The sequence below is a fragment of the Thauera sp. GDN1 genome, assembly GCF_029223545.1.
Taxonomy (GTDB): Bacteria; Pseudomonadota; Gammaproteobacteria; order Burkholderiales; family Rhodocyclaceae; genus Thauera.
This window is the reverse complement of record NZ_CP097870.1, coordinates 3,641,935-3,664,858: the sequence shown is the minus strand read 5'-3', so window position 1 is coordinate 3,664,858 and position 22,924 is coordinate 3,641,935. Positions and strand designations below refer to the sequence as shown.

Genomic DNA, 22,924 nt, shown 5'->3' with positions numbered 1-22,924 from the left:
TCCCGCGTGGGGACGAGCTTGCCGCTCCCGCGGGGCGGCGTTCGCCTGCGCAGAAAACGACAACGGAACGCATCATGAGCAACGTCTACTTCAACGGTTTCATCCTCACGCTGGGCCTGATCATGGCCATCGGCGCGCAGAACGCGCACGTGCTGCGCCAGGGGCTGCGCGGCGAACACGTGCTGCTGACGGTGAGCGTGTCGGCGCTGTGCGACATGCTGCTGATCGGGCTGGGCATCGCCGGCCTGGGCAGCCTGTTCGTGGCCAGCCCCGAGCTGATGAGCGCGGCGCGCTACGGCGGTGCGGCCTTCCTGCTGTGGTACGGCGGCCGCGCGCTGCACTCCGCGCTGCGCGGCGGGCGGGCGATGGATTTCGCCGAGCACCAGCGCATGTCGCGCGGCCAGGCCCTGCTCGCGGCGGCCGGCTTCAGCCTGCTCAACCCGCACGCCTACCTGGACACTGTGGTGCTGCTCGGCTCGATCGGCAGCCAGCAGGCCGAAGACCTGCGTCCGCTGTTCGCCGCCGGCGCGATCACCGCCTCGCTCGTGTGGTTCGTGCTGCTCGGCTACGGCGCTCGCCTGCTGGTGCCGCTGTTCGCCAAGCCGGTGGCGTGGCGGGTGCTCGATGCGCTGGTGGCGCTGATGCTGTGGGGGATCGCGGCCTCGCTGCTGCTGGCGTGAGTGCTTCCGTGGACGCGCCGCCGTCCCCAGTGGGAGCGGCGGCAGCCGCGATCGCCTGCCGACGGCCGCGACCACGATGCGGCCGCCGAACCCCTCTTGCGACGGCGTGCCGCAGATCGGGCGCGTGCGAGCGAGCGCCGTATAATCGCGCTCTTCGCGGCCCTCGCCCGCAGCTCATCCAGGATCCCGTCGTGTCCGAACGTCTCGCCGTCGCCCTCCAGTACGCCCTGCCCAAGCGCCTGCTCACCCAGCTCGCCGGCAAGCTCGCCGGCCTCGAGGGGGGGAAGGCGACGACCGCGGTGATCCGCTGGTTCATAAAGCGCTACGGGGTGAACATGGCCGAGGCGGCCAATCCGGACCCGGCGGCCTACGCGAGCTTCAACGAATTCTTCACCCGGCCGCTGGGCGAGGGCGTGCGCCCGCTGGCGGAGGCGGACTTCGTGTGCCCGGTCGATGGCGCAATCAGCCAGTTCGGACCGATCGAGTTCGACCAGATCTTCCAGGCCAAGGGCCATTTCTACTCCAGCACCGCGCTCCTCGGCGGCGACCGTGCGCTCGCCGCGCGCTTCGAGCATGGCGATTTCGCCACGATCTACCTGTCGCCGCGCGACTACCACCGCATCCACATGCCGTGCGCGGGGCGGCTGACGCAGATGATCTATGTGCCGGGCGAGCTGTTCTCGGTGAATCCGGCGACCGCGCGCGGCGTGCCCGGCCTGTTCGCCCGCAACGAGCGTGTGGTGTGCGTGTTCGAGGGCGAGTTCGGCCCCTTCGTGATGGTGCTGGTGGGCGCGACCATCGTCGGCAGCATGGCCACGGTGTGGCACGGCGTGGTCAATCCGCCGCGCCTGCCCGACATCGAGAAGCGCAGCTACGCCGAGGGCGAGGTGGTGCTCGGCCGGGGCGAGGAGATGGGGCGCTTCCTGCTCGGCTCGACGGTGGTGATGCTGTTTCCGAAGCGCGCGCTGCGTTTCGCCTCCGACTGGGCGCCGGGACGGCCGGTGCGCATGGGCGAGGCGATGGCGCAATTCCGCCGCGCCGGCGACTGAGCCCGCGCCGGTTCCGCCGCGCGGTGCACGCACTGCGGCGGTGCGGCCGGGGCCGGCGATGCACGGCTTCGATGCGTGGGGCGGCGGTCGATGCTGCGCCGCAGCGCTCCGGCTGCCGTCACGATACGGTCAAGAATCTCCGCTAAAACAGGGGCTTGTCGCCAGCTCGCCGGTCCGGACCGGCAGCGCCGGCAAGCTGGCACGATTGAAGCTTGTCGACCGTGCCTTTCTCTATAAATGCAAAAGGAGACAGATCATGCCCAGCCGTCCGATCCACCAGGTCATTGCCGACCGCGCCTTCGTCAATGTGTCCGCGTTCACGTCCGTGCGGGAAGTCACCCGGCTCATGCAGGCGCAGCACTGCAGCGCGGCGTTGATCACCGAGCACGGCGTGCTCACCGGCATCTTCACCGAGCGTGACGCGACCTTCCGCGTGATCGCCGCCGGCCGCGATGCCGACACCACCATGGTGGGCGAGGTGATGACCGACAACCCGATGACGCTCGCCGAGGACAAGCCTTTCGGCCACGCCCTGCACCTGATGTACGAGAACGGCATCCGCCACGTCGCGGTGGTCGATGCCGCCAGGCGCCCGGTGGGGGTGGTGAGCGCGCGCGACGCGCTGCTGCTCGATGCGCTCGATTTCGGTGCCGAGCTGGTGCGGCGCGAGGAGATCACCGTCATCCTCTGAGAAGGTGCTCACCTGCGCCCCGCTGGAGCAACCGCCCGCGATTGGCTGTCGGCAGCCTAGAGCAGAAGCATCCTTTTCGCTGCTTCGCGCAGCTCGCCGCGGAAGTCGGGATGGGCGATGCCGATCAGTGCTTGCGCGCGCTGCTTGGCGGTCTTGCCGCGCAGTTCGGCGACGCCGTATTCGGTCACCACGTAGTTGATGTCGTTCTTGCTGGTGGTGACGTGCGTTCCCGGCGACAGCACCGGCGCGATGCGCGACACGGTGCCGTCCCTGGCGGTCGACGGCAGCACGATGAAGGCCTTGCCGCCCTTCGAGCGGTTGGCGGCGCGCACGAAATCCACCTGGCCGCCGGTGCCGGAGTAGGGCAGGTGGCCCAGGCTCTCCGAGCCGCACTGGCCGATCAGGTCGATCTGCAGCGTGGCGTTGATCGCGCACAGCTTGTCGTTGCGGGCGGCGAGGTAGGGATCGTTGGTGAAATCCACCGGATGCATCTCGAGCGCCGGGTTGCGGTGCAGCGTGCGGTACAGGCGGCGCGAGCCGAGCGCGAAGGTGGCGACCGTCTTGCCCGCCATGAAGGTCTTCTTGCGGTTGGTGACCGCGCCGGACTCGATCAGCGACAGGATGCCGTCGCCGATCATCTCGGTGTGGATGCCGAGGTCGCGCTTGTGCTGCAGCTGCATCACCACCGCGTCGGGGATGCCGCCGTAGCCGATCTGCAGCGTGGCGCCGTCCTCGATGAGGTCGGCGACGTACTTGCCGATCGCCTCCTGCACCGGGCCGATCTGCGGCAGGCCGACCTCGAACAGCGGCTCGTCGCTTTCCACCACGCCGGCGACCTGCGAGATGTGCACATGGCAGTCGCCGTTGGCGAAGGGCACGTTGGGGTTCACTTCCAGCAGCACCACGCGCGCGCGGCGGATCGCCGCCATGGTGTAGTCGGGTGCCAGCGACAGGCTGAAATAGCCGTGCTCGTCCATCGGCGAGGCCATCGACACCACGACGTCGGCGGGCGACAGGCCGCGGTCGATCAGCAGCGGCAGCTCGGAGAAGTAGGCCGGGACGTAATCCACCCAGCCCGCCTGGCCGCCCGCACGGGTGGCGCCGCCGAAGAAGTAGGCGTCGTGGCGGATGTTGGCGCGGGTCTCGGGGTCGAGGTAGGCGAACTTGCGCAGCGGCAGGATCTGGCTCACCGCCACGTCGCGCAGCGCATGGCGGCGTTCGGACAGCGCATGCAGCAGGGTGGGCGGCTCGCCGACCCCGGTGGGGACGACCACGGTGTCGCCGTCCTGGATCAGGCCGACGGCGTCGGAGGCCATCATGCGTTTCTGTTGGTACAGGGTTTCCGGATTGCCCATGCTGAGTCCGCCGCCAGTTGATCATCGAATCGGTACGCGGGGATTATACCTTCATCCATACTGATGCGTATGGGCACGGTGGCGGGGCGCGCGGCGCGATTGCAAAGCGTCACCCTTCCCCGATTGCAAAACCGCCGGGCATGGCGGATGCTGATGGCGTCGAAGCGCTCCCGGCCGCGTCCCTGGGCCGGTCGAGCGTCCGGACGGCGGATGGCGGGTGCCGTCGTCGATCAGCGGAGGACTTGCATGAAACGCTTCATCGCCTGGCTGTGCAGCGTGCTGTCGGCAATCGGCATCACCGCCTGCGACTACATCAACGTCAAGGAGCTCCAGCCCGGTGTATCGACCGCGGCCGAGGTGCGCCAGCGCTTCGGGCCGCCGCACATGGAGTGGCGCAACGAGGACGGCTCGGTGACCTGGGAGTTCAGCCGCCAGCCGCAGGGCGTCGAGTGCTTCATGATCACGATCGGCCCCGACCAGATCCTGCGCGACATCGACCAGGTGCTGAACGAGGCGAGCTTCGCCAAGGTCCAAAACGGCATGAACGGAGACCAGGTGCGCCGCCTGCTCGGCAAGCCGGCTTCGAGCCAGTTCTTCCAGCTCAAGCAGGTGACGGTGTGGGAGTGGCGGATCTCGCACGGCCCCGACGGCACCAGCGATCCGGTCTTCTTCACCGTGTCCTTCAACAATGACGGCCGGGTGACCGGCACTGGACGCTACACCCAGTACAAGCACTAGACGGGAGGTCGAGATGTTGTCCCGCATGCATTCTTCGCGCAGCCTGCCGCTCGCGGCGGGCTGGCTGCTGTTCCTGGTGCTGGCCGGGCTGATCGCCGGCTGCGCCAGCTTCGAACCGCCGCGGCCGTACGCGACCGAGGCCGAGGCGCTGGCCGCGCGCGGCGAGCCCACCCGGCGCTGGAGCAACGACGACGGCACCGCCACGCTCGAATACTCGACCCAGCCCAATGGCTGGACCTGCCTGATGGTGCAGGTCGACCAGGGCGGCATCGTGCTGCGCCAGTGGGATGCGCTCGCGCCCGAGAACCTCGCCCGCGTCGAGCGCGGCATGGACAAGGAGCAGGTGTCGCGCCTGCTCGGCACCCACCGCTCCGAGCAGCGCTTCCGCAACTCCGGCGAGGAGGTGTGGGACTGGAACATCCGCAACGACGGCCCCGGCATCGCCGTGCTGTTCAACGTGCACTTCATCGACGACAAGGTGGTGCGTACCAGCCAGACCTACGTCTATCCGCGCGATGGGGCGCTGTCCGGCGGCTGGGGTCATTACGCCTACCCGTGGGGCTGGGGCGGCGGCTGGTGGGGGTATCCGCGCCCTTTCTACCCGCATCCCTTCGTCCATCCCTGGTTCTGGTAGCGGCAGGCGCGCCGCGATAGCGCGGCGATGCGCGCTCTTGGCAGTGCCGCGGGACAGGGGCTAGAATCCGTCCCTTGCCGAGGAGCGCTGCGACCCACCGATCCTGTGCGGGCCAGGCTCGGCAACCGATCAACGGCGCTCACAAACCTTCAGCCGGTTTGTGGCGCCGTTCGCATTTGTGCGTGGCGTTGCCCGGCGACCGTCGAACGACCGAGGACACAGCCATGCAAGCCGACCGCAGCACCGAACTCCGCCAGCTTCTCGCCGAGCGCATCCTGATCCTGGACGGCGCGATGGGCACGATGATCCAGCAGGAAAAGCTGGGCGAGGCGGACTACCGCGGCGCGCGTTTCCTCGATCACCCCAAGGACCTCAAGGGCAACAACGACCTGCTGGTGCTGACCCGTCCCGAGGTCGTCGCCGGCATCCATCGTGCCTACCTCGAGGCCGGCGCCGACCTCGTCGAGACCAACACCTTCAACGCCACCCGCGTGTCGCAGGCGGAGTACGGGCTCGAATCCGTGGCCTACGAGCTGAACGTCGAGGGCGCGCGCCTGGTGCGCCAGCTGTGCGACGAATACACCGCCCGGAATCCCGCCAAGCCGCGCTACTGCGCCGGCGTGCTGGGGCCGACCTCGCGCACCTTGTCGATCTCGCCGGACGTGAACGACCCCGGCTATCGCAACATCAGCTTCGATGCGCTGGTCGACGACTACTACGACTCGGCCAAGGGCCTGCTCGAGGGCGGTGCCGACCTGCTGCTGATCGAGACCATCTTCGACACGCTGAACGCCAAGGCCGCGGTGTTCGCGATCGAGAAGCTGTTCGACGACCTTGGCAGGCGCTGGCCGGTGATGATCTCGGGCACGATCACCGACGCCTCCGGCCGCACGCTGTCGGGCCAGACCGCGGAGGCGTTCTGGAACTCGCTCAGCCACGCGCAGCCGATCAGCTTCGGCCTCAACTGCGCGCTCGGTGCCGACCAGCTGCGCCAGTACGTCGAGGAGCTCTCCAGCGTCTGCGACACCCATGTGTCGGCCCACCCCAACGCCGGCCTGCCCAACCCGCTGTCGCCCACCGGCTACGACGAGACGCCCGAGCACCTGGCCGGCCAGATCCGCGAATGGGCGCAGAGCGGGCTGGTGAACATCGTCGGCGGCTGCTGCGGCACCACGCCGGCGCACATCGCGGCGATCGCCGAGGTCGTCGCCGGCCTCGCCCCGCGCGCCGTGCCGGTCATCGACAAGAAGCTGCGCCTGTCCGGCCTCGAGCCCTTCAACGTCGGCAGCGACGCGCTGTTCGTGAACGTCGGCGAGCGCACCAACGTCACCGGCTCCAAGGCCTTCGCGCGCATGATCCTCGAGGGCCGCTTCGACGACGCGCTCGCGGTGGCGCGCCAGCAGGTGGAGAACGGCGCCCAGGTCATCGACATCAACATGGACGAGGCGATGCTCGACTCGATCGCCGCCATGGAGCGCTTCTGCAAGCTCATCGCCTCCGAGCCCGACATCTCGCGCGTGCCGATCATGCTCGACTCGTCGAAGTGGTCGGTAATCGAGACCGGCCTCAAGTGCATCCAGGGCAAGGGCGTGGTCAACTCGATCTCGATGAAGGAGGGCGAGGCCGAGTTCCTGCGCCAGGCGCGGCTGGCGCGCCGCTACGGCGCGGCGGTGATCGTGATGGCCTTCGACGAGCAGGGCCAGGCCGACACCTTCCGCCGCAAGACGGAGATCTGCGAGCGCGCCTACAAGCTGCTGGTGAAGCCCGTCGCCGAGGGCGGCGCCGGCTTCCCGCCCGAAGACATCATCTTCGACCCCAACATCTTCGCCATCGCCACCGGCATCGAGGAGCACGACAACTACGCGGTCGACTTCATCAACGCCGTGGCCTGGATCAAGGAGAACCTGCCGTACGCCAAGACCTCGGGCGGGGTGTCGAACGTGAGCTTCAGCTTCCGCGGCAACGACCCGGTGCGCGAGGCGATCCACACCGTGTTCCTGTACCACGCGATCAAGGCCGGGCTGTCGATGGGCATCGTCAACGCCGGCCAGCTCGGCGTCTATGACGAGCTCGATCCGGCGCTGCGCGACAAGGTCGAGGACGTGGTGATGAACCGCCGCCCTGGCGCCGGCGAGGCCCTGGTCGAGATGGCGCAGACGGTGAAGGGGCAGGCCAAGGAGTCGGCGCAGGACCTGGCCTGGCGCGAGTGGCCGGTCGAGGAGCGCCTGTCGCATGCGCTGGTGAAGGGCATCACCGAGTTCGTCGTCGCCGACACCGAGGAAGTGCGCGCCAGGCTCGAGGCCGAGGGCAAGCCGCCGCTTGCGGTCATCGAAGGTCCGCTGATGGCGGGCATGAACGTGGTCGGCGACCTCTTCGGCGCGGGCAAGATGTTCCTGCCCCAGGTGGTGAAGTCGGCGCGCGTGATGAAGCAGGCGGTGGCCCACCTGATCCCCTACATCGAGGCCGAGAAGCTGCGCACCGGCGCCAGCAGCAAGGGCCGCATCGTGGTCGCCACGGTCAAGGGCGACGTGCACGACATCGGCAAGAACATCGTCGGCGTGGTGCTGGGCTGCAACGGCTACGAGGTCATCGACCTCGGCGTGATGGTGCCGGCGGCGAAGATCCTCGAGGCGGCCAAGGAGCACGGCGCGCAGGCGATCGGCCTGTCCGGCCTGATCACGCCTTCGCTGGAGGAGATGGCCCACGTCGCCGCGGAGATGAAGCGCCAGGGCTTCAGCGTGCCGCTGCTGATCGGCGGCGCCACCACCAGCCGCAACCACACCGCGATCAAGATCGCGCCGCACTACGACCAGCCGGTGGTCTACGTGCCCGACGCCTCGCGCGCGGTGGGCGTGGTCACCGCGCTGCTGTCCGAAGGCCAGAGCGAGGCCTTCAAGGCCGAGGTCGCCGCCGACTACGAGAAGATCCGCGCGCTGCACGCCAACAAGAAAGGCGTGCAGCTGGTGAGCGTGGATGCCGCGCGCGCCAACGCCTTCCGTACCGACTGGACCGCCGAGCGCGTGGCCGCCTGCAGCACCGCCCATCAGGCCGGCTACGCTCCCTACCAGCCGCCGCGCCCCAACATGCTCGGCGTGCAGGCGATCGACGTCGAGCTCGGCGAGCTGGTCGACTACATCGACTGGGGCCCCTTCTTCCAGACCTGGGACCTCGCCGGCCGCTTCCCCGCCATCCTCGACGACGAGGTGGTGGGCGAGACCGCGCGCAACGTGTTCGCCGACGGCAAGGCGATGCTGGAGAAGATCGTCGCCGAGGAATGGCTGCAGGCGAAGGCGGTGTTCGGCCTGTTCGCGGCCAACGCGGTGGGTGACGACATCGAGATCTACACCGGCGAGGACCGCAAGCACCTCGCCATGGTGTGGCACGGCCTGCGCCAGCAGCACGAGCGCCCGGCGGGCAAGCCGCACTGGTGCCTGGCGGACTTCGTCGCGCCCAAGGAAACCGGTGTGCCCGACTGGGTCGGCGCCTTCGCGGTCACCGCCGGCCTCGGCATCGAGGCCAAGCTCGCCGAGTTCGAGGCCGCGCACGACGACTACCACGCGATCATGCTCAAGAGCCTTGCCGACCGTCTCGCCGAGGCCTGCGCCGAGTGGCTGCACGAGCGCGTGCGCCGCGAGTGCTGGGGCTATGCCGCCGACGAGACGCTCGACAACGAGGCGCTGATCGCCGAGCAGTACCGCGGCATCCGTCCGGCGCCCGGCTATCCGGCCTGCCCGGACCACACGGTGAAGGGGCCGCTGTTCGAGCTGCTCGGCGCGCGCGAACGCATCGGCATGGAGCTCACCGAGAGCTACGCGATGACCCCGGCCGCGGCGGTGAGCGGCTTCTACTTCGCCCACCCCGAGAGCCACTACTTCGCGATCCCGAAGATCGGCCGCGACCAGCTCGAGGACTGGGCGCGCCGCACCGGGATGGAAGTGGACGCGGCCGCGCGCTGGCTGGCGCCGCTGCTGTAAGCGATCCTTCCTGCCCGTCCTCGGGTGACCTGAGGCGGGCGCCGGCGTATGATCGGCGCTCGCTAATATTTTCATTTTCCGGAGCCGGGCATGCCCACCCTCGAAATCACCGCCGACAACTTCAACGAAGTCCTGGGCACCCACCCGATCGTCTTCCTCGACTTCTGGGCGGCGTGGTGCGGTCCCTGCCGCAACTTCGCGCCGGTCTACGAGGCGGCCGCCGATGCCAATCCGGACATCGCCTTCGGCAAGGTGGACACCGAGGCGCAGCAGGACCTCGCCGCCGCCTTCCAGATCCGCTCCATCCCGACCATAGCGGTGATCCGCGAGGGCGTCATGGTGTTCCGCGAATCGGGTGCGCTGCCGGCCAACGCGCTGAACCAGGTGATCGAAGGCGTGCGCGGGCTGGACATGGACCAGGTGCGCGCCGAGATCGCCGCCCAGCAGGCGGGCGAGCAGCAGGCCTGATCAGCCCATCTTCCCGGCCTGGTCGCGGATCACCTGCATTGCAGGATGCGCCAGCCGGCGCTCGGTCGTGATCGCATAGACCTGGTTGTTCACTTCGGCGATCTCGCCGACCGCCTCGACGCCGTACTGGCGGCAGACGTGGTCGGCGATCATGGTCGGCGCCGCGAAGGCGCCCGCGCCGCCCTGGCCGAAGGCCTTCATCAGCGCGCTGTCGTCGAGCTCGGCGACGATCGAGGGCTGCACCCGCCGCGTCTCGAACCACTGCAGCAGCGCGCCGCGATGCGCGACGTCCTCGCCCGGCAGCAGGAAGGGCGCGCCGTGCAGCGTCGCGGGAAAGTCCCCCTTCAGCCGCGCGGCCAGCGCCGGCGCCGCGAACACCGTCAGCGTGCCCTCGCCGAGCAGCGTGCTGTAGCCGCGCACGCTGACTTCGGGCGGGATCGGGCGGTCGGCGATCACCAGGTCGAGCCGGTGCACCGCCAGTTCGGCGAGCAGCTCGACCAGCGGCGCCTCGCGGCACACCAGGCGGCCCGGGCGTTCCACGTGCAGGGCAGGCTCGATCAGCCGGTGCACGACCGACTTCGGCATCGAGTCGGGAAAGCCGATGCGGAACGGCAGGCTGCGGCGCAGCGCGTCGTCGCGCACCACATCCACGATCTGGTCGCCGAGCGCGAAGATCTCCTCCGCATGGCCGAGGATGCGCTCGCCCGCCTCGGTCAGCTTCAGCCGCCGCCCGGCGCGGCGGAACAGGCTGACGCCGAGCGCGGCCTCGAAGGTCGCGAGCTGGGCGCTGATCGAATGCGGTGCCAGATCCAGCACCCGGCCGGCCTCGGCGATCGTCCCCACCCGCGCCACCGTCCAGAAGTAGCGCAGGTGCTTGAAATTGAGTTCGGCCACGATTCTCGCTCCGGTGTTCCGTCGAAAAAATCGATTATATGACTACGAATAGTCGACTTTTTAAGCGTTTGCTTGTCCTTTAGTCTGCAGGCGTCTGCAGGCGTCTGCAGCGCCACCGAGATCCGCCCATCCGGCCGATCCGGGCCCTGCAGCGATCCCGACACGACAAGGAGACAGCACCATGCGCCACTACGAAACCGACAGCCGCCACGCCGCCACCCGCCTGCTCGCCCTCACCGCGCTCGCCGACGGCGGGCTCGACCGCAACGAGATCGAGGCGCTCATGGACGCCGACCTCGCCCGTCGCCTGGGCATCGGCAGCACGGAGTTCGAACGCATCCTGCGCGAATACTGCGAGGACCTGATGGTGAGCGCGCACTACCTCGACGGCATGCGCCTGAAGGTGGCCGACGAGGTGCTCGACCTGCTGCTCGAGGACATCGCCGACCCGGCGCTGCGGCGCGCCCTGCTGCGCACGATGCAGGACATCGTCAGCGCGGACGGCGTGGAGACCACCGCCGAGGTCGAGGTGCTGGCGCGGGCGCTGGAGAAGTGGGGCGCACGTGTCGCGTCGAGCAGTCTGAACTGACTGCGATCGCGGCGCCGGGCCACCGCCCCGGCGCCGCAAGATGTGCAGATTGATGCGGAACCCGGGAGTACGACATGGACATCACGAAGATCGCGCGCCCGCCGGAACACGACAACCACCTCGGCGAGCGCGTCGACGACCCGCTGATCGACCGCCTGCACTGGATCATCCGCCAGGCGATCCGCGTGCTCGCGGTGCTGATGGTGGCGGTGATCCTGTGGACGGTGGCCGACGTCGTCCTCGTGCTGTACGAGAAGCTGTCCGATCCGCCCTTCCTGCTGCTCGACCTGAACGACATCTTCGTCGTCTTCGCCGCCTTCCTGGCGGTGCTGATCGCGATCGAGATCTTCGTCAACATCACGCTCTACCTGCGCGACGACGTCATCCACGTCAAGCTCGTGATCGCCACCGCGCTGATGGCGATCGCGCGCAAGGTGATCGTGCTCGACCTCGGCACGCTGGAGCCGACGTACCTGTTCGCGATCGGGGTGATCGTGCTCGCGCTCGGCGTGACCTACTGGCTGGTGTCGGCGCGACCGGGCGAGTGAGTGGAGCCGCGGCGCACGGCCGCGGCCGGCTGCGGAAATCGCTTCGCCGACGCGCGGAAGCTGTCAGAATCCACGCCTTCCCGCCTCTGCCCGCGCCCGCCCGTCGTGATCGTCCGTCCCCGTCCGCACTGGATTCACCTGCTCTTCGTCCGCCGCGGCTCCCTGCTGCCGCGCATCCTGCCGCAGCAGATCTTCGTGCTGCTGCTGTCGTGTGCCGTGGTGCTGGCCCACGGTCAGCTCTTCCACATCAAGGTCACGCTGACCTCGGCACCGTTCTCGCTGATGGGCGTGGCGCTGGCGATCTTCCTCGGTTTTCGCATCAACGCGAGCTACGACCGCTACTGGGAGGCGCGCAAGTTCTGGGGGGTGGTGCTGGTCGAAGCGCGCAACCTCGCGCGCCATGCGCTGACGCTGACCGCCGACGGGGTCGATGTGCGTCCCTTCGTGCTCGGCCTGATCGCGTTCGCGACCACGATGCGCAACCAGCTGCGCGGCCGCCCGCGGGACGAAGGGCTCGACGGCCTGCTCCCCGACGAGGTGCTCGCGCGCGTGCGGACCGTGCGTTTCGCACCCGCGCTGGTGCTGCTGTGGCTCGGACAATGGTTGCGCGGCGTGCGCGAGGCGGGCCAGCTGTCGCCGATCCTGTCCCAGCACATGGAGCGCTCGGTTGACGAGCTCTCGGCCGCCCTGGGCGGTTGCGAGCGCATTGCCAACACGCCGCTGCCCTTCACCTACACGGTGATCCTGCATCGCAGCTCGTACGCTTACTGCATGCTGCTGCCCTTCGGGCTGGTGGATACGACGGGCTGGATGACGCCGCTGGTGGTCGGCTTCGTGTCCTACACCTTCTTCGCGCTCGAAGCCCTCAGCGACGAGATCGAGGAGCCCTTCGGCACGATGACGAACGACCTCGCGCTCGACGCCATCGTCTCCGCCATCGACGCCAGCCTGCGCGAACTGCTCGGCGAGGTGGCGCCGCCCGCGCCGCAGCCGGACGCGGAGTTCGTGCTCACCTGAGCAGTCGCCCCCTCACTCGAACAGCGCGCCCACGCTCTGGCCGCTGTGGATGCGCTCGATCGCGGCGGCGAACAGCGGCGCGACGTTGAGCACGGTGAGCTTGTCGATGCGCTTTTCGGCGGGCACGTTCACGGTATTGGTGACCACGATCGAGTCGATCGCCGCCTCGCGCAGGCGCTCGATCGCCGGGCCGCACAGCACGCCGTGGGTCGCCGCGGCATGCACGCTCTTCGCGCCGGCGGCCCTCAGCGTGGCGATCGACGCCACCAGCGTGCCGCCGGTGGCGATCTCGTCCTCGAAGATCACCACGTCGCGCCCGACGACGTCGCCCACCACCTGGCCCTGCTTCACCGCCGTGTCCGACACCCGGCGCTTGTCGATGATCGCCATCGGGATGCCGAGCTTCTCCGAGAAGCGCCCGGTGCGCTTGGCGCCGCCGGCGTCGGTCGCCACCGCGACCATGTTCGACAGGTCGTACTGGTTGCGGAAGTGGTCCGCGATCAGGGACACGGCGGTCAGGTGGTCCACCGGCACGCTGAAGAAGCCGTGCACCTGGTCGGCATGCAGGTCCATGGTCAGCACTCGGTCGGCGCCGGCGGTGTGCAGCAGGTCGGCGATCAGGCGCCCGGTGATCGAGATCCGTGGCGCGTCCTTCTTGTCCGAGCGCGCGTAGGAGTAGTAGGGGATCACCGCGGTGATGCGCTGCGCCGAGGCGCTGCGCAGGGCGTCGAGGGTGATCAGCAGCTCCATGATGTGCTCGCTCACCGGCTCGGTGAAGGACTGCAGCACGAAGACGTCGCGCTCGCGCACGTTCTCCTGCACCTGCACGCGCAGGTTGTCGTTGGAAAAGCGCGAGATCTCGAGCTGTCCCGGGCGCATGCCCAGGCGCTGGCTGATGTCGCAGGCGAGATCGCGGCTGGCGTTGCAGGCGAAGATCTGGAGGCCGTGCTTGATCATCGGTCGAAGACTCCTGTGGTGGATTGACCCGCGTGCGGGCGGTGCTGCCGATGTGGGGCGGGGCGGCGGCATGCGCCGGACGCAGACGCAATGCTACGGGAAGACGTCACGGCCGGGCGGGTCCGGGGGCTTGCGGCGCGCCGTTTTTTGCCACATCGTTGCCCAAAACAAGGCGGCCCGGGGACAGCCATCGTGAACCCGTCCGAACCGCCCGGACGAGCCTTTCGATTCGAGGCGCCTCATGGACGGGCATGGTTCGACACTCGGTCGTTTGCGGGGGGATTTCTTCGGCGGGCTGACCGCCGGGGTCGTCGCCCTGCCGCTCGCGCTCGCCTTCGGCGTGGCCTCCGGGGCCGGGGCGGCGGCCGGCCTCTATGGCGCCATCGTGCTCGGCTTCGTCGCCGCGCTGCTCGGCGGCACGCGCATGCAGATCTCCGGGCCGACCGGGCCGATGACCGTGGTGTTCGCCTCGGCGCTCGCGGTGGTGGGCGGGAATCTCGCGGTGGCGATGGCCGCGGTGCTGGTCGGCGGGCTGGTGCAGATCGGGCTCGGCCTGGTGCGTGCCGGCGGGCTGGTGCGCTTCATCCCCTACCCGGTGGTGTCGGGCTTCATGAGCGGTATCGGGGTCATCATCGTGCTGCTGCAGAGCGCGCCGCTGCTCGGTGCGCCGTCCCTGCCCTCGCCGCTGGCCGCGGTGCTCGGGCTGCCCGCCGTGCTGGCGCAGGTCAATGGCGAGGCGCTGCTGATCGGTTTCCTGACCCTGGTGATCGTGTTCCGCACGCCGATGGCGGTGAGCCGCATCGTGCCGGCGCCGCTGGTGGCGCTGGTGGCGATGACCGCGCTCGCCACCGCGGCCGGGCTGTCGGTGCCGGTGATCGGCGACATCCCGCGCGGCCTGCCGGAGGTGGTGCTGCCCGTGTTCACGCTCGAGACCTGGACCACCGTGCTGCTGCTCGGCATCACCCTCGGCCTGCTCGGCAGCATCGACAGCCTGCTGACCTCGCTGGTCGCCGACTCCATCACCCGCACCCGCCACCATTCCAATCGCGAGCTGATCGGGCAGGGCGTCGGCAACCTGCTGTGCGCCTTCGTCGGCGGGCTGCCGGGGGCGGGTGCGACCATGCGCACGGTGATCAACATCAAGTCCGGCGGCAAGGGACGGACCTCGGGCGTGGTCCATGCGCTGTTCCTGCTCGCGCTGCTGCTCGGGCTGGGGCCGTTCGCCGAGCGCATCCCGCTCGCGGTGCTGGCCGGCATCCTGATCAAGGTCGGCGTCGACATCCTCGACTACAGAATGCTGCGCCTGGTGCACACCGCGCCGCGCGCGGACGTCGCGGTGATGGCGGCGGTGTTCGTGCTCACCGTGCTGGTGGACCTGATCGTCGCGGTGGGCGCCGGGGTGGTGCTGTCGATGATGCTGATCATCCATCGCCTCGCCCGCCAGGCGAGCTTCCGCGTGCGCCCGCTGCCTCATGAAGCGGCGCTTGCCGACGCACGCCTGGAGGCCGACCTGGAAAGCGGCATCCGCGTCATCGAGATCGACGGCGCCTTCTTCTTCGGTTCGGCGAGCCAGCTCCTCGACCGCGTGGACCAGGTGATCGGTACCCGGGTGGCGGTGTTCGACTGCAGCCGGGTGCCGTTCATGGACCTGTCGGCGCAGTTCGCGCTCGAGGAGATGATCGAGCGCCTGAAGGCGCAGGCCATCGCCGCCCTGGTCGTGGTGCCGCCGGCCATCCACGCGCAGCTGCTGCGCCTGCGCGCGCCGCACCTGCCGGCGGCGATCCTGCGCGACGACCTGGAGACGGCGCTGGCCGAAGCCCGTGCGCTGGTGGCTCCGGCGCGCTAGAACGACAGGAGGGGCGCCCACCTGCGTATGCGACCGCGCGCGGATGGGCGCTGTGACCCGGGCGGCGGGTGAGCGGGAGGGCAGCGGTGTCGGGGATCTTCATCAGCCACAGCAGTCGCGACCGGCAGGCGGCCGAGGACATGGCTGCGCGCCTGCGCGCCCGGGGCTACCAGTCGCTGTTCCTCGACTTCGATCCCGCCGACGGCATTCCCGCCGGGCGCGACTGGGAGCGCGAGATCTACGCCCGCCTGCGCGGCTGCAGCGGCGTGGTGGTGCTGTGCAGCGCGCACTCGATGGCCTCGGACTGGTGCTTCGCCGAGATCACCCATGCGCGTGCGCTCGGCAAGCGCCTGTTCCCGGTGCTGATCGGCGAATGCGCGCTGCGGCCGCTGCTGCTCGACACCCAGGTCGTCGATGTGCGCATCGATGCCGAGGACGGCTATGCCCGCCTGTGGCGCGGCCTGCAGGCCGCCGGGCTGGATCCCGCCGACAGCTTCTCCTGGGACAGCGGGCGCGCGCCCTATCCCGGCCTCGCGCCCTTCCAGGCCGCCGACGCCGCGGTGTACTTCGGCCGCGACCAGGAGCAGCGCCGCTGCCTCGACACCCTGGCGCAGATGCGCCGCTACGGCGGCGATCGCCTGCTGGTGGTGGTCGGCGCCTCGGGCAGCGGCAAGTCCTCGCTGGTGCGCGCAGGCGTGCTGCCGCGCATCGCGCGCATGGCGGAATGGCGGGTGCTCGGTCCGATGCGGCCCCTGCACCGGCCCGACGAGGAGCTCGCCCGCCTGCTGCCGCCCGGCCAGCCCGCGTCCGCCGTGGAGCCCGCCGCGCTGGGCAGGGCGTTCGCCTCGGCCTTCGCGGCCGAGCCCGGGCGGCCGGCGGTGCTGCTGGTGGTCGACCAGCTCGAGGAGCTCGTGACCACCAGCACGCCCGAGGCGGCGGTGCGCTTCGTGCAGGCGCTGCGCGCGGCGCTCGCGCCCGAATCGGGCGAGCTCTACTGCCTGGCGACGCTGCGCGCGGACTACCTCGGCGCCCTGCAGACGCTGCCGGCCTGGGCTGCGCTGCCCTTCCGCCAGCAGGCGCTGGCACCGATGAACGCCAGCCATTTCGCCGAGATCATCACCGGCCCGGCACGCGTCGCCGGACTCGAGCTGGAGGAGGGCCTGGTCGAGGCCCTCGCGCACGACACCGGCAGTCCCGACGCGCTGCCGCTGCTGGCCTTCACCCTGAACCGGCTGTGGCGCGACTTCGGCGACGATCGCCGCATCACCCTCGACGAGTACCGCGAGCGCTTCGGCGGCCTGGAGGGGGCGATCCGCGACGAGGCCGCGGCGGTGCTCGCCGCACTCGCGCCGGCGCCCGATGCGCTCGCCGCGTTGCGCAGCGCCTTCCGCCAGCTGGTGCGGGTCGAGCCCGAGGGCGGCTACACCCGGCGCGCGGCGCGCTGGGAGGATCTGCCCGCGGCCGCGCATCCGCTGCTCGAGGCTCTGGTCGCCGCCCGCCTGCTGGTGTCCGGCCAGGAGGAGGGTGGGGCGCGCACGCTGGAGGTGGCGCACGAGGCCCTGTTCCGCGCCTGGGACCTGCTGCGCCGCTGGCTGGACGAGGACCGCGTGTTCCTGCTCTGGCGCCAGCATGCGCTGGCCGCCGCCGAGGCCTGGCAGTGCGCACCGGATGACGTCGGCCTGCTGCTGCACGGCGGTCCGCTCGCGGAGGCGCGGCGCTGGCAGGGCGAGCGTGCGCAGGAGCTGGGCGAGCCCCTGCGCGCCTGGATCGACGCCAGCGCGGCGGCGGCGCGGCGGGCGCGCCTGCGGCGGCTGGGTGCGCGCGGCGGGCTGGTCGCGTTGCTGCTGGCGTCCGTCGCGCTCGGCGCCGGTTTCTGGCAGCAGCAACGCGAGACCGCTCGACAGCGCGTAGACAGCTACTGGAGTGGTGCGCTGTCGGCGCGCGACGCCGCGGACGATGCGCTGCGTGCCGCCCATTACCTGGCGCGTGCGGCCGATCTGGGCGGTGGCGGTGCCGAGCGCGACAACGCGCTGATTGCGATCGCCATGCTCGCCGGCGGGCTCGAGCTGGCCGGCGAGATCACCCTGCCGGGCACGCCGGACGGTGTGCGGCCGGGGGCGGCGGCGCCCGTGGTGCTGGCCTGGCGCGGCCGCGCGGCGTGGGTGCACGCGCTCGGCGACGGCCGCCAGCGCGCGGCTTTCGAGCATCCGGATGCGGTGGCCGACGGCCTCGTCCTCGCCGACGGCCGGGTGACCACGCGCGACGCCGCTGGCGGTGTGTGGCTGTGGGGCGGGGAGGAGCCGCCGCGTGCGCTGGCGCAGGGCGGGGTGGCGCGCATCGCCGCCGACCGCGACGGCCGCTGGCTGGTCGGCTGGGGCGACGATGGCCTGCGCCGCTGGTCGCTGCCCGAGGGTGCGCCCGCCGGCCCGGTGCTTGGCGGCCAGGCGCTTGCCGGCGCCGCCTTCGTCGAGCGCGGCGGGCTGCTCGCCTGGAACGCCGCCGGCCGCTTCTGGCATGTGGACGCGGCGGGTGCGACGGTGGACTGGGAGACCGGCTGCGCGCCGCGCGGCGTGGAGCTCGCCGCCGACGGCCGCAGCGCGCTCAGCTTCTGCGACAGCGCGCTGATCCGCCACGACATCGTCGCGGGCCGGGTGACGGCGCGCTGGCATTCGCCCGAGACCATCGACGGCGTGCGCGTCGACGCCGGAGCCGGCGTGGCGGTGTCGTGGAGCGCCGGCCGCGGTCGGCTGCGGGTGTGGCAGGCCGACGATGGCACGCCGCGCTTCGATCATCCGCTCGACGGCGAGGGCAGCCTGTCGCGGGTGCTGCTGCTGCCGGGCGCGCGGCGCCTGCTCACCGCCGGCGCGGATGGCCGGCTGGCGGTGTGGGACCTGGAGTCCGGCACGCAGGCTGCGCGCGGACGTCACCATCGCGAGGAGGCGCCGGTGATGGCCGTCGCCGATGCCGAGGGGAACCGCGTGCTGGCCTGGAGCCGCGCGGCGGGTGCGAGGCTGTGGGACGCGGGCACGCTGACACCCCTGAGCCTGCCGCTGCGCCATCCCGGGCGCGTGACCGGTGCGGCCTTCGACGATACCGGCGGCACCATTCTCACCTGGGCGGACGACGGCAGCCTGCGCCTGTGGCGGCGCCAGCCGGCGCTCGAACTGACCGCGCCGGCGGCGCCGGGCGGGATGGCGGCCCTGCCGCGCGCGCAGCCGCCGGACGCCGCCCTGAAGGCGAGGCTGGACGAGCTCGGCCTGCACGACTACCAGCTGCTGCACGCCCGCGGCGAGCAGGTCCTGCTGGCGGGCGGACCGCTGGCCCGCCGCCTCGGGCCGGGGGCGCGCCTGTCGCCGCCGCTCGCGCTCGACGAGGCGGTGCGCGGCGGCGCCCTGCTCGACGGCGATCGCGTCGTGCTGTGGGGCGGCAGCGGCGTGCGCCTGTGGGACGCCGCCGGCGGGCGGCCGCTCAGCGCGCTGCTGCGCTCGGACGTGCTCTATCCCGCACAGGGCGTGATCGAGGGCGATCTGTTCGCTGCCGCCGGCCAGCAGGCGCAGGGCCAGGCGCGGCGCTGGCACTGGCCGCTGCCGCAGACCGCAACCGTCGACGTGGCGACCTGGCTCGCGCTCGGCAACGCGACCGCGATGGACGCGCAGGGCGCGATCCGTGCGCTCCCGCGCGCCGAGTGGTGCGCGCTCATGCTCGCTGCGCAACGCGCGGCAACCGGCTGCGCGCATTGACGCGCGCCCACCTGAACTTCCGGGGCCGTGTGCTTCACTGCACCAGCACGAGCGACTCAGACCAGGCGCCGACCCAGTCGCCGCCCTCGTCCCAGACCCGAACCTGGAGCTGGTGACTGCCGGCGGAGAGCCGGGCGTCGTCGTCGCGGCCGTCCCAGCGCTGCGTGGGCCCGCTCTCGATGCGGTGGTCGTGCTGCACCGGGCCGATGCGCTGGCCCCTGACGTAGCGCTTGCGCACCCCGTCCGGGCTCTGCGTCACCTGCATGAACTCGACCGCGGCGTGGTCGAAATCGGAGCGCGAATGGAAGGCGTAGCCGGCGGTCTCGCCGCGCGCGGGGCGCATCAGGCCGGGATCGAACTCGAGGCGGTCGACCGCCACCGAGCCGACCGCGCGCGGGCCGATGCCGAGGCCATGCACGCTGAAGCCGTCGATCGTCTCGCGGCCGGTGTCGAGGTCGGCCGCGGTGAGCGCGATCACCGCCGGCTGCAGGCGGTCGCCGAGGAAGGGCGGCAGCTCGAAACGCAGCAGGTGGCGGCCGAGGCCGAACTTGTCGAGCCGGTAGGTGACGGTGTCGGCGCCCGGGATCGCGATCCGCAGCAGCACCCGTCCGGGGCGGTGCTGGGCGTAATCGACCACCACCGGCCAGCCGCCGCGCACCAGGCCGCGCACGCCGAAGGCGCTGCCGTTGAACTGCGGGGCGAGTTGCGGGCCGTCGCGCAGCAGTGCGCGGGTGGCCTCGCCGTCGTCGCGCTGCTCGGTCTTCTCTTCCGCGAGCGCCTTGCCGATCGCGAACAGCGCCGCGGCGCCGACGATGATCGCCGGAATCACCCAGTTCCTGCCGCCACCGCGATCGCCCTCGGTCGGAGGGATCCCATCGCCGTAGTCGCGGCTGGCGGCGTCGTTCGTCGACAAGGGCGGCCCGTCGGTGGTCGGCGAGGGGGTGGTCGTCGTGGCCGGCGTCGCGCCGAGCCGTGCAGGTGATTGCTCGATGCCCTGCGCGCTCACCGCGAGCGGCTGCGCGCCCAGCGCGACAACAAGGACGAGACACAGGCTGTTGCGTGCGATCGTGTGTTTCATCGGGAACTCCTGCCGCGCACGGGCGCCCGCGTTCAGGCCGACTGGCCGCTGAAGTCGAAGGCCTCCTCGCCCGGCGTGCGGCAGGCGACGCCTTCCATCACTTCGCGCCGGCCGTCCACATAGACGACCTGGTCGAAGCGGCGGCACTCCTTGCCGGCTTCGGCGTAGAACTCCGAGGTCGGCGTCACCGCGAAGTCGCGCCCGCTGTCGTCGTTGTGCCAGCTCACCGTCTGTCCGCGCGGCGCGCTCTCGATCGTCTCGGCGAGCCGCTTCTTGTCGGCGTCGTCCATGTACTGGCCGATCATGCGTCCCACCACGCCGCCGAGCAGGGCGCCGATGGCCGCGCCGCCGGCGCTGTCATTGCCGATCTTGTAGCCGGCGAAGCCACCGAGGATGCCGCCGATCGCGGTTCCCCAGTCGCGCTTCTGCATGTTCTCGCAGCCCGCGGTCGATACCAGCAGGAGTGCGGCGGCGAGGGCGGAGGCCAGGGTTCGTGCGGCGGGTGTCTTGCGCATGGCGGTCACCTCGGGCGAGCGGGAGCGGCGGGCCTTGCCCGATCGGCCGTGGTCGTGGCGACGAGGGCGAAACGGGGGCGTCGAATTCATTCTAGGCCAGCCTGCGCGCCTTGCCCGGCGGGCACGGCGTGGCGCGCGGAAGCTTGCCCGTGAACGGCACGGGCGCGACCGCAGGGTTCGCGGGCAGGCCCGCTCCTACGGCCACCACCAGTAGCGCTGCCTGTGGTTGGTTTTCAGCCCGGGTAGCGCAGGAAGGGGCTGCGGGTCTCCAGCCAGGCGGCCTCGTCCGCGCAGGCCAGGGCGTCGAGGTCGGCGGTCGTCGCGGCCGGGTCGTCCACCCATTCGCGCAGCAGCGGCGAGCCGTTGATGAGGTCGATCGCCAGGCGCTCGTGCTCGTACTCGTAGGCGAAGTCGCGCCACAGCGGGTAGTCGGGCTGCAGGCGCCGGATGGCCTTGAAGGCCAGCGCCTGCACCCGCCACGGGCGGAAGGCCGCGTGCGCGTAGTGCGTCGGGTCCTCGACGTGGATCTGCACGCCGTTGCACAGCTTGCCGGCGTGCTTGTGGAAGGTCGGCTCGAACCAGCACTCGCGCAGCACGCAGCCGGCGAGCCACTCGGGCGCCAGGGCGCGCATCCCGGCGACGAGCGCGCGCGCATCCAGGTCGGGCGCGCCGAAGAGCTCCAGCGGTCGGGTGGTGCCGCGGCCTTCCGACAGCGTCGTGCCTTCGAGCATCACGGTGCCGGCGTAGGCGCGCGCCATCCACAGGTTGGGGGCGTTGGGGCTGGGGTTGACCCAGCTGCGCTCGCCCAGCGGCCAGCCGTAGCCGGGCGCGGCGTCGGGCTGCCAGCCTTCCATCTCGATCACGCGCCAGTCGAGGTCGAGCTTCAGCGTGGCGACGAACCAGGCGGCGAGCTCGCCCATGGTCAGGCCGTGGCGCATCGGCAGCGGGCCGGCGCCGACGAAGCTCTCCCAGCCGGGGCGCAGCAGCGTGCCTTCGACCGGGCGGCCGGCGGGGTTGGGGCGGTCGAGCACCCACACCGACTTGCCGTGCCTCGCCGCTTCCTCGAGCACGTAGCGCAGCGTGGTGATGAAGGTGTAGATGCGGCAGCCGAGGTCCTGCAGGTCGACCAGCAGCACGTCGAAGCTGTCCATCATCGCCGCGCTCGGGCGGCGCACCTCGCCGTACAGGCTGAACACCGGGATGCCGAGCAGCGGGTCGGTGTAGTCGGGCGACTCGACCATGTTGTCCTGCTTGTCGCCGCGCAGGCCGTGCTGCGGGCCGAAGGCGGCCGATAGGGTGAGGTCGGGCAGGGCGGCGAGGGCGTCGAGCGAGTGCGTCAGGTCGCGGGTGACCGAGGCCGGGTGGGCGAGCAGGGCGACGCGGCGGCCGGCGAGCGGGCGGCGCAGCGCAGGATCGGCGAGCAGGCGGTCGAGGCCGAAGCGGACGGGCGGCGCCATGGCTTCAGCCCGCCTTGCGCGCCGCGGTGGCCAGGGTCAGCACGAAGGTGTCGCGGGCGTGGAAATCCGGCTGCGCGGCGGCGTGGCGCAGCGCCCAGTACTCGAGCCGGCCGTCCTTGCGCTCGATCACCGCGCTCAGGCTCACCTGCAGGTCGGCGCCGGCGGGCACCGTCGGCAGCAGTTCGGCCGGGACGTGGGCTTCCAGCACCAGCGTCTCGCCGTCCTGCGTGCACGCGATTTCCGGCGCCACGGCGGGAGAGAACGCCTCGTCGCGCTCGCGCCAGGCGCGGAAGGCATAGACGGCCCACTGCCCGGAGGGCGAGAAGTTGTATTCGCGGTACTGCGGCTCGCCGGGTACGCCGAGGAAGACCTCGAAGCAGGTGTGCTGCCACAGGCCGTCGGCCGGGCCGGGCGGCTGCGGCGCGGGGATCGAGAGCTTGCCCAGCTGACTGTCCTCGAGGCGGAACTCGAACATCGCGCCGCCCTCCGGCAGCGCGAACATCGTCGCCAGCAGGCTGCCCACCGGCCCGGCGCCGGGTTCGCCGGCGTCGGGGCTGGTGGGGTGGGGGCGCAGGCCGACGGTGATGGTCGGGACACGGGGGCGTTCGGTGCGGGGCGGGCTCACGATGGATGGGGGCGCAGGCGGTCGATGATCGGCGGTCGGAGCGCGCACGGCCGGTCAAGCCGGTCCGGC

The 22,924-nt window shown here is 71.1% G+C and carries 19 protein-coding genes and 1 riboswitch; of the genes, 12 read left to right on the top strand and 7 right to left on the bottom strand.

Going from position 1 to position 22,924, the window contains the following annotated elements; all coding sequences use genetic code 11:
• Positions 1-74 precede the first annotated feature (74 nt).
• From CKCBHOJB_RS16855 to CKCBHOJB_RS16845, 3 genes are all read left to right on the top strand, one after another.
• Positions 75-680 carry a LysE/ArgO family amino acid transporter gene (locus CKCBHOJB_RS16855; RefSeq protein WP_281049823.1) on the top strand — a complete coding sequence of 202 codons (606 nt, stop codon included), beginning with the start codon at positions 75-77 and terminating at the stop codon, positions 678-680.
• Between the two features lie 191 nt (positions 681-871).
• Positions 872-1,729 carry an archaetidylserine decarboxylase gene (asd, locus tag CKCBHOJB_RS16850; protein WP_281049822.1) on the top strand — a complete coding sequence of 286 codons (858 nt, stop codon included), beginning with the start codon at positions 872-874 and terminating at the stop codon, positions 1,727-1,729.
• Between the two features lie 256 nt (positions 1,730-1,985).
• Positions 1,986-2,420: a CBS domain-containing protein gene (locus tag CKCBHOJB_RS16845; RefSeq protein ID WP_281049821.1), complete on the top strand. Its 435-nt coding sequence runs from the start codon at positions 1,986-1,988 to the stop codon at positions 2,418-2,420.
• A gap of 56 nt (positions 2,421-2,476) precedes the next feature.
• Here CKCBHOJB_RS16845 and CKCBHOJB_RS16840 read toward each other — a convergent pair whose 3' ends face one another.
• Positions 2,477-3,775 (bottom strand): acetyl-CoA hydrolase/transferase C-terminal domain-containing protein, encoded by a 1,299-nt coding sequence (locus CKCBHOJB_RS16840; RefSeq protein WP_281049820.1) that lies wholly within the window; start codon positions 3,773-3,775, stop codon positions 2,477-2,479.
• A 246-nt stretch (positions 3,776-4,021) separates the two neighbouring features.
• Between CKCBHOJB_RS16840 and bamE the strand changes: the two genes are divergently transcribed.
• The 4 genes from bamE (at position 4,022) to CKCBHOJB_RS16820 (ending at position 9,589) form a co-directional block, all read left to right on the top strand.
• Positions 4,022-4,513, top strand: a complete 492-nt coding sequence (gene bamE / locus CKCBHOJB_RS16835; RefSeq protein ID WP_281049819.1) for an outer membrane protein assembly factor BamE — start codon at positions 4,022-4,024, stop codon at positions 4,511-4,513.
• Between the two features lie 25 nt (positions 4,514-4,538).
• Positions 4,539-5,147 carry a hypothetical protein gene (locus tag CKCBHOJB_RS16830; protein WP_281049818.1) on the top strand — a complete coding sequence of 203 codons (609 nt, stop codon included), beginning with the start codon at positions 4,539-4,541 and terminating at the stop codon, positions 5,145-5,147.
• Between the two features lie 73 nt (positions 5,148-5,220).
• Positions 5,221-5,295, top strand: a riboswitch (S-adenosyl-L-homocysteine riboswitch).
• Positions 5,296-5,371: 76 nt separating this feature from the next.
• On the top strand, positions 5,372-9,121 hold the full coding sequence (gene metH, locus CKCBHOJB_RS16825; RefSeq protein ID WP_281049817.1) for a methionine synthase: 3,750 nt from the start codon (positions 5,372-5,374) through the stop codon (positions 9,119-9,121).
• 90 nt (positions 9,122-9,211) lie between these two features.
• Positions 9,212-9,589: a thioredoxin family protein gene (locus CKCBHOJB_RS16820; RefSeq protein ID WP_281049816.1), complete on the top strand. Its 378-nt coding sequence runs from the start codon at positions 9,212-9,214 to the stop codon at positions 9,587-9,589.
• Here CKCBHOJB_RS16820 and CKCBHOJB_RS16815 read toward each other — a convergent pair whose 3' ends face one another.
• Positions 9,590-10,483: a LysR family transcriptional regulator gene (locus CKCBHOJB_RS16815; RefSeq protein WP_281049815.1), complete on the bottom strand. Its 894-nt coding sequence runs from the start codon at positions 10,481-10,483 to the stop codon at positions 9,590-9,592.
• A 181-nt stretch (positions 10,484-10,664) separates the two neighbouring features.
• Here CKCBHOJB_RS16815 and CKCBHOJB_RS16810 point away from each other — a divergent pair, with 181 nt between their 5' ends.
• The 3 genes from CKCBHOJB_RS16810 to CKCBHOJB_RS16800 all read left to right on the top strand — a co-directional run bounded on the left by CKCBHOJB_RS16810 (position 10,665) and on the right by CKCBHOJB_RS16800 (position 12,637).
• Positions 10,665-11,072, top strand: coding sequence for a TerB family tellurite resistance protein (locus CKCBHOJB_RS16810; RefSeq protein WP_281049814.1), 408 nt, complete (start codon positions 10,665-10,667; stop codon positions 11,070-11,072).
• A 74-nt stretch (positions 11,073-11,146) separates the two neighbouring features.
• The gene (locus tag CKCBHOJB_RS16805; protein WP_281049813.1) at positions 11,147-11,620 is read left to right on the top strand and encodes a phosphate-starvation-inducible PsiE family protein; all 474 of its coding nucleotides are present in this window, start codon (positions 11,147-11,149) and stop codon (positions 11,618-11,620) included.
• A gap of 105 nt (positions 11,621-11,725) precedes the next feature.
• Positions 11,726-12,637: a bestrophin family ion channel gene (locus CKCBHOJB_RS16800; RefSeq protein ID WP_281049812.1), complete on the top strand. Its 912-nt coding sequence runs from the start codon at positions 11,726-11,728 to the stop codon at positions 12,635-12,637.
• Positions 12,638-12,649: 12 nt separating this feature from the next.
• Here the strand turns inward: CKCBHOJB_RS16800 and CKCBHOJB_RS16795 are convergent, their stop codons facing one another.
• The gene (locus CKCBHOJB_RS16795) at positions 12,650-13,594 is read right to left on the bottom strand and encodes a ribose-phosphate pyrophosphokinase (protein WP_281049811.1); all 945 of its coding nucleotides are present in this window, start codon (positions 13,592-13,594) and stop codon (positions 12,650-12,652) included.
• A gap of 241 nt (positions 13,595-13,835) precedes the next feature.
• Here CKCBHOJB_RS16795 and CKCBHOJB_RS16790 point away from each other — a divergent pair, with 241 nt between their 5' ends.
• Both CKCBHOJB_RS16790 and CKCBHOJB_RS16785 read left to right on the top strand, forming a co-directional pair.
• Positions 13,836-15,440 carry a SulP family inorganic anion transporter gene (locus tag CKCBHOJB_RS16790; RefSeq protein WP_281049810.1) on the top strand — a complete coding sequence of 535 codons (1,605 nt, stop codon included), beginning with the start codon at positions 13,836-13,838 and terminating at the stop codon, positions 15,438-15,440.
• A gap of 86 nt (positions 15,441-15,526) precedes the next feature.
• Entirely contained in the window at positions 15,527-19,180 is a 3,654-nt protein-coding gene (locus CKCBHOJB_RS16785; protein ID WP_281049809.1) for a TIR domain-containing protein, read from the top strand.
• Between the two features lie 34 nt (positions 19,181-19,214).
• Here CKCBHOJB_RS16785 and CKCBHOJB_RS16780 read toward each other — a convergent pair whose 3' ends face one another.
• From CKCBHOJB_RS16780 to CKCBHOJB_RS16765, 4 genes are all read right to left on the bottom strand, one after another.
• The gene (locus CKCBHOJB_RS16780; protein ID WP_281049808.1) at positions 19,215-20,258 is read right to left on the bottom strand and encodes a hypothetical protein; all 1,044 of its coding nucleotides are present in this window, start codon (positions 20,256-20,258) and stop codon (positions 19,215-19,217) included.
• A gap of 32 nt (positions 20,259-20,290) precedes the next feature.
• The gene (locus CKCBHOJB_RS16775; protein ID WP_281049807.1) at positions 20,291-20,773 is read right to left on the bottom strand and encodes a glycine zipper domain-containing protein; all 483 of its coding nucleotides are present in this window, start codon (positions 20,771-20,773) and stop codon (positions 20,291-20,293) included.
• Positions 20,774-21,006: 233 nt separating this feature from the next.
• Positions 21,007-22,230: a DUF1343 domain-containing protein gene (locus CKCBHOJB_RS16770; protein ID WP_281049806.1), complete on the bottom strand. Its 1,224-nt coding sequence runs from the start codon at positions 22,228-22,230 to the stop codon at positions 21,007-21,009.
• A gap of 4 nt (positions 22,231-22,234) precedes the next feature.
• Complete coding sequence (locus CKCBHOJB_RS16765; RefSeq protein WP_281049805.1) at positions 22,235-22,855, bottom strand: DOMON-like domain-containing protein; 621 nt, start codon at positions 22,853-22,855, stop codon at positions 22,235-22,237.
• Positions 22,856-22,924 lie beyond the last annotated feature (69 nt).

Coding starts and splice junctions, on each gene's coding strand:
- CKCBHOJB_RS16855 (WP_281049823.1), top strand. CDS start 75: ATGAGCAACGTCTACTTCAACGGTTTCATCCTCACGCTGGGCCTGATC.
- CKCBHOJB_RS16845 (WP_281049821.1), top strand. CDS start 1,986: ATGCCCAGCCGTCCGATCCACCAGGTCATTGCCGACCGCGCCTTCGTC.
- CKCBHOJB_RS16840 (WP_281049820.1), bottom strand. CDS start 3,775: ATGGGCAATCCGGAAACCCTGTACCAACAGAAACGCATGATGGCCTCC.
- bamE (WP_281049819.1), top strand. CDS start 4,022: ATGAAACGCTTCATCGCCTGGCTGTGCAGCGTGCTGTCGGCAATCGGC.
- CKCBHOJB_RS16830 (WP_281049818.1), top strand. CDS start 4,539: ATGCATTCTTCGCGCAGCCTGCCGCTCGCGGCGGGCTGGCTGCTGTTC.
- metH (WP_281049817.1), top strand. CDS start 5,372: ATGCAAGCCGACCGCAGCACCGAACTCCGCCAGCTTCTCGCCGAGCGC.
- CKCBHOJB_RS16820 (WP_281049816.1), top strand. CDS start 9,212: ATGCCCACCCTCGAAATCACCGCCGACAACTTCAACGAAGTCCTGGGC.
- CKCBHOJB_RS16810 (WP_281049814.1), top strand. CDS start 10,665: ATGCGCCACTACGAAACCGACAGCCGCCACGCCGCCACCCGCCTGCTC.
- CKCBHOJB_RS16805 (WP_281049813.1), top strand. CDS start 11,147: ATGGACATCACGAAGATCGCGCGCCCGCCGGAACACGACAACCACCTC.
- CKCBHOJB_RS16795 (WP_281049811.1), bottom strand. CDS start 13,594: ATGATCAAGCACGGCCTCCAGATCTTCGCCTGCAACGCCAGCCGCGAT.
- CKCBHOJB_RS16790 (WP_281049810.1), top strand. CDS start 13,836: ATGGACGGGCATGGTTCGACACTCGGTCGTTTGCGGGGGGATTTCTTC.
- CKCBHOJB_RS16780 (WP_281049808.1), bottom strand. CDS start 20,258: ATGAAACACACGATCGCACGCAACAGCCTGTGTCTCGTCCTTGTTGTC.
- CKCBHOJB_RS16775 (WP_281049807.1), bottom strand. CDS start 20,773: ATGCGCAAGACACCCGCCGCACGAACCCTGGCCTCCGCCCTCGCCGCC.
- CKCBHOJB_RS16770 (WP_281049806.1), bottom strand. CDS start 22,230: ATGGCGCCGCCCGTCCGCTTCGGCCTCGACCGCCTGCTCGCCGATCCT.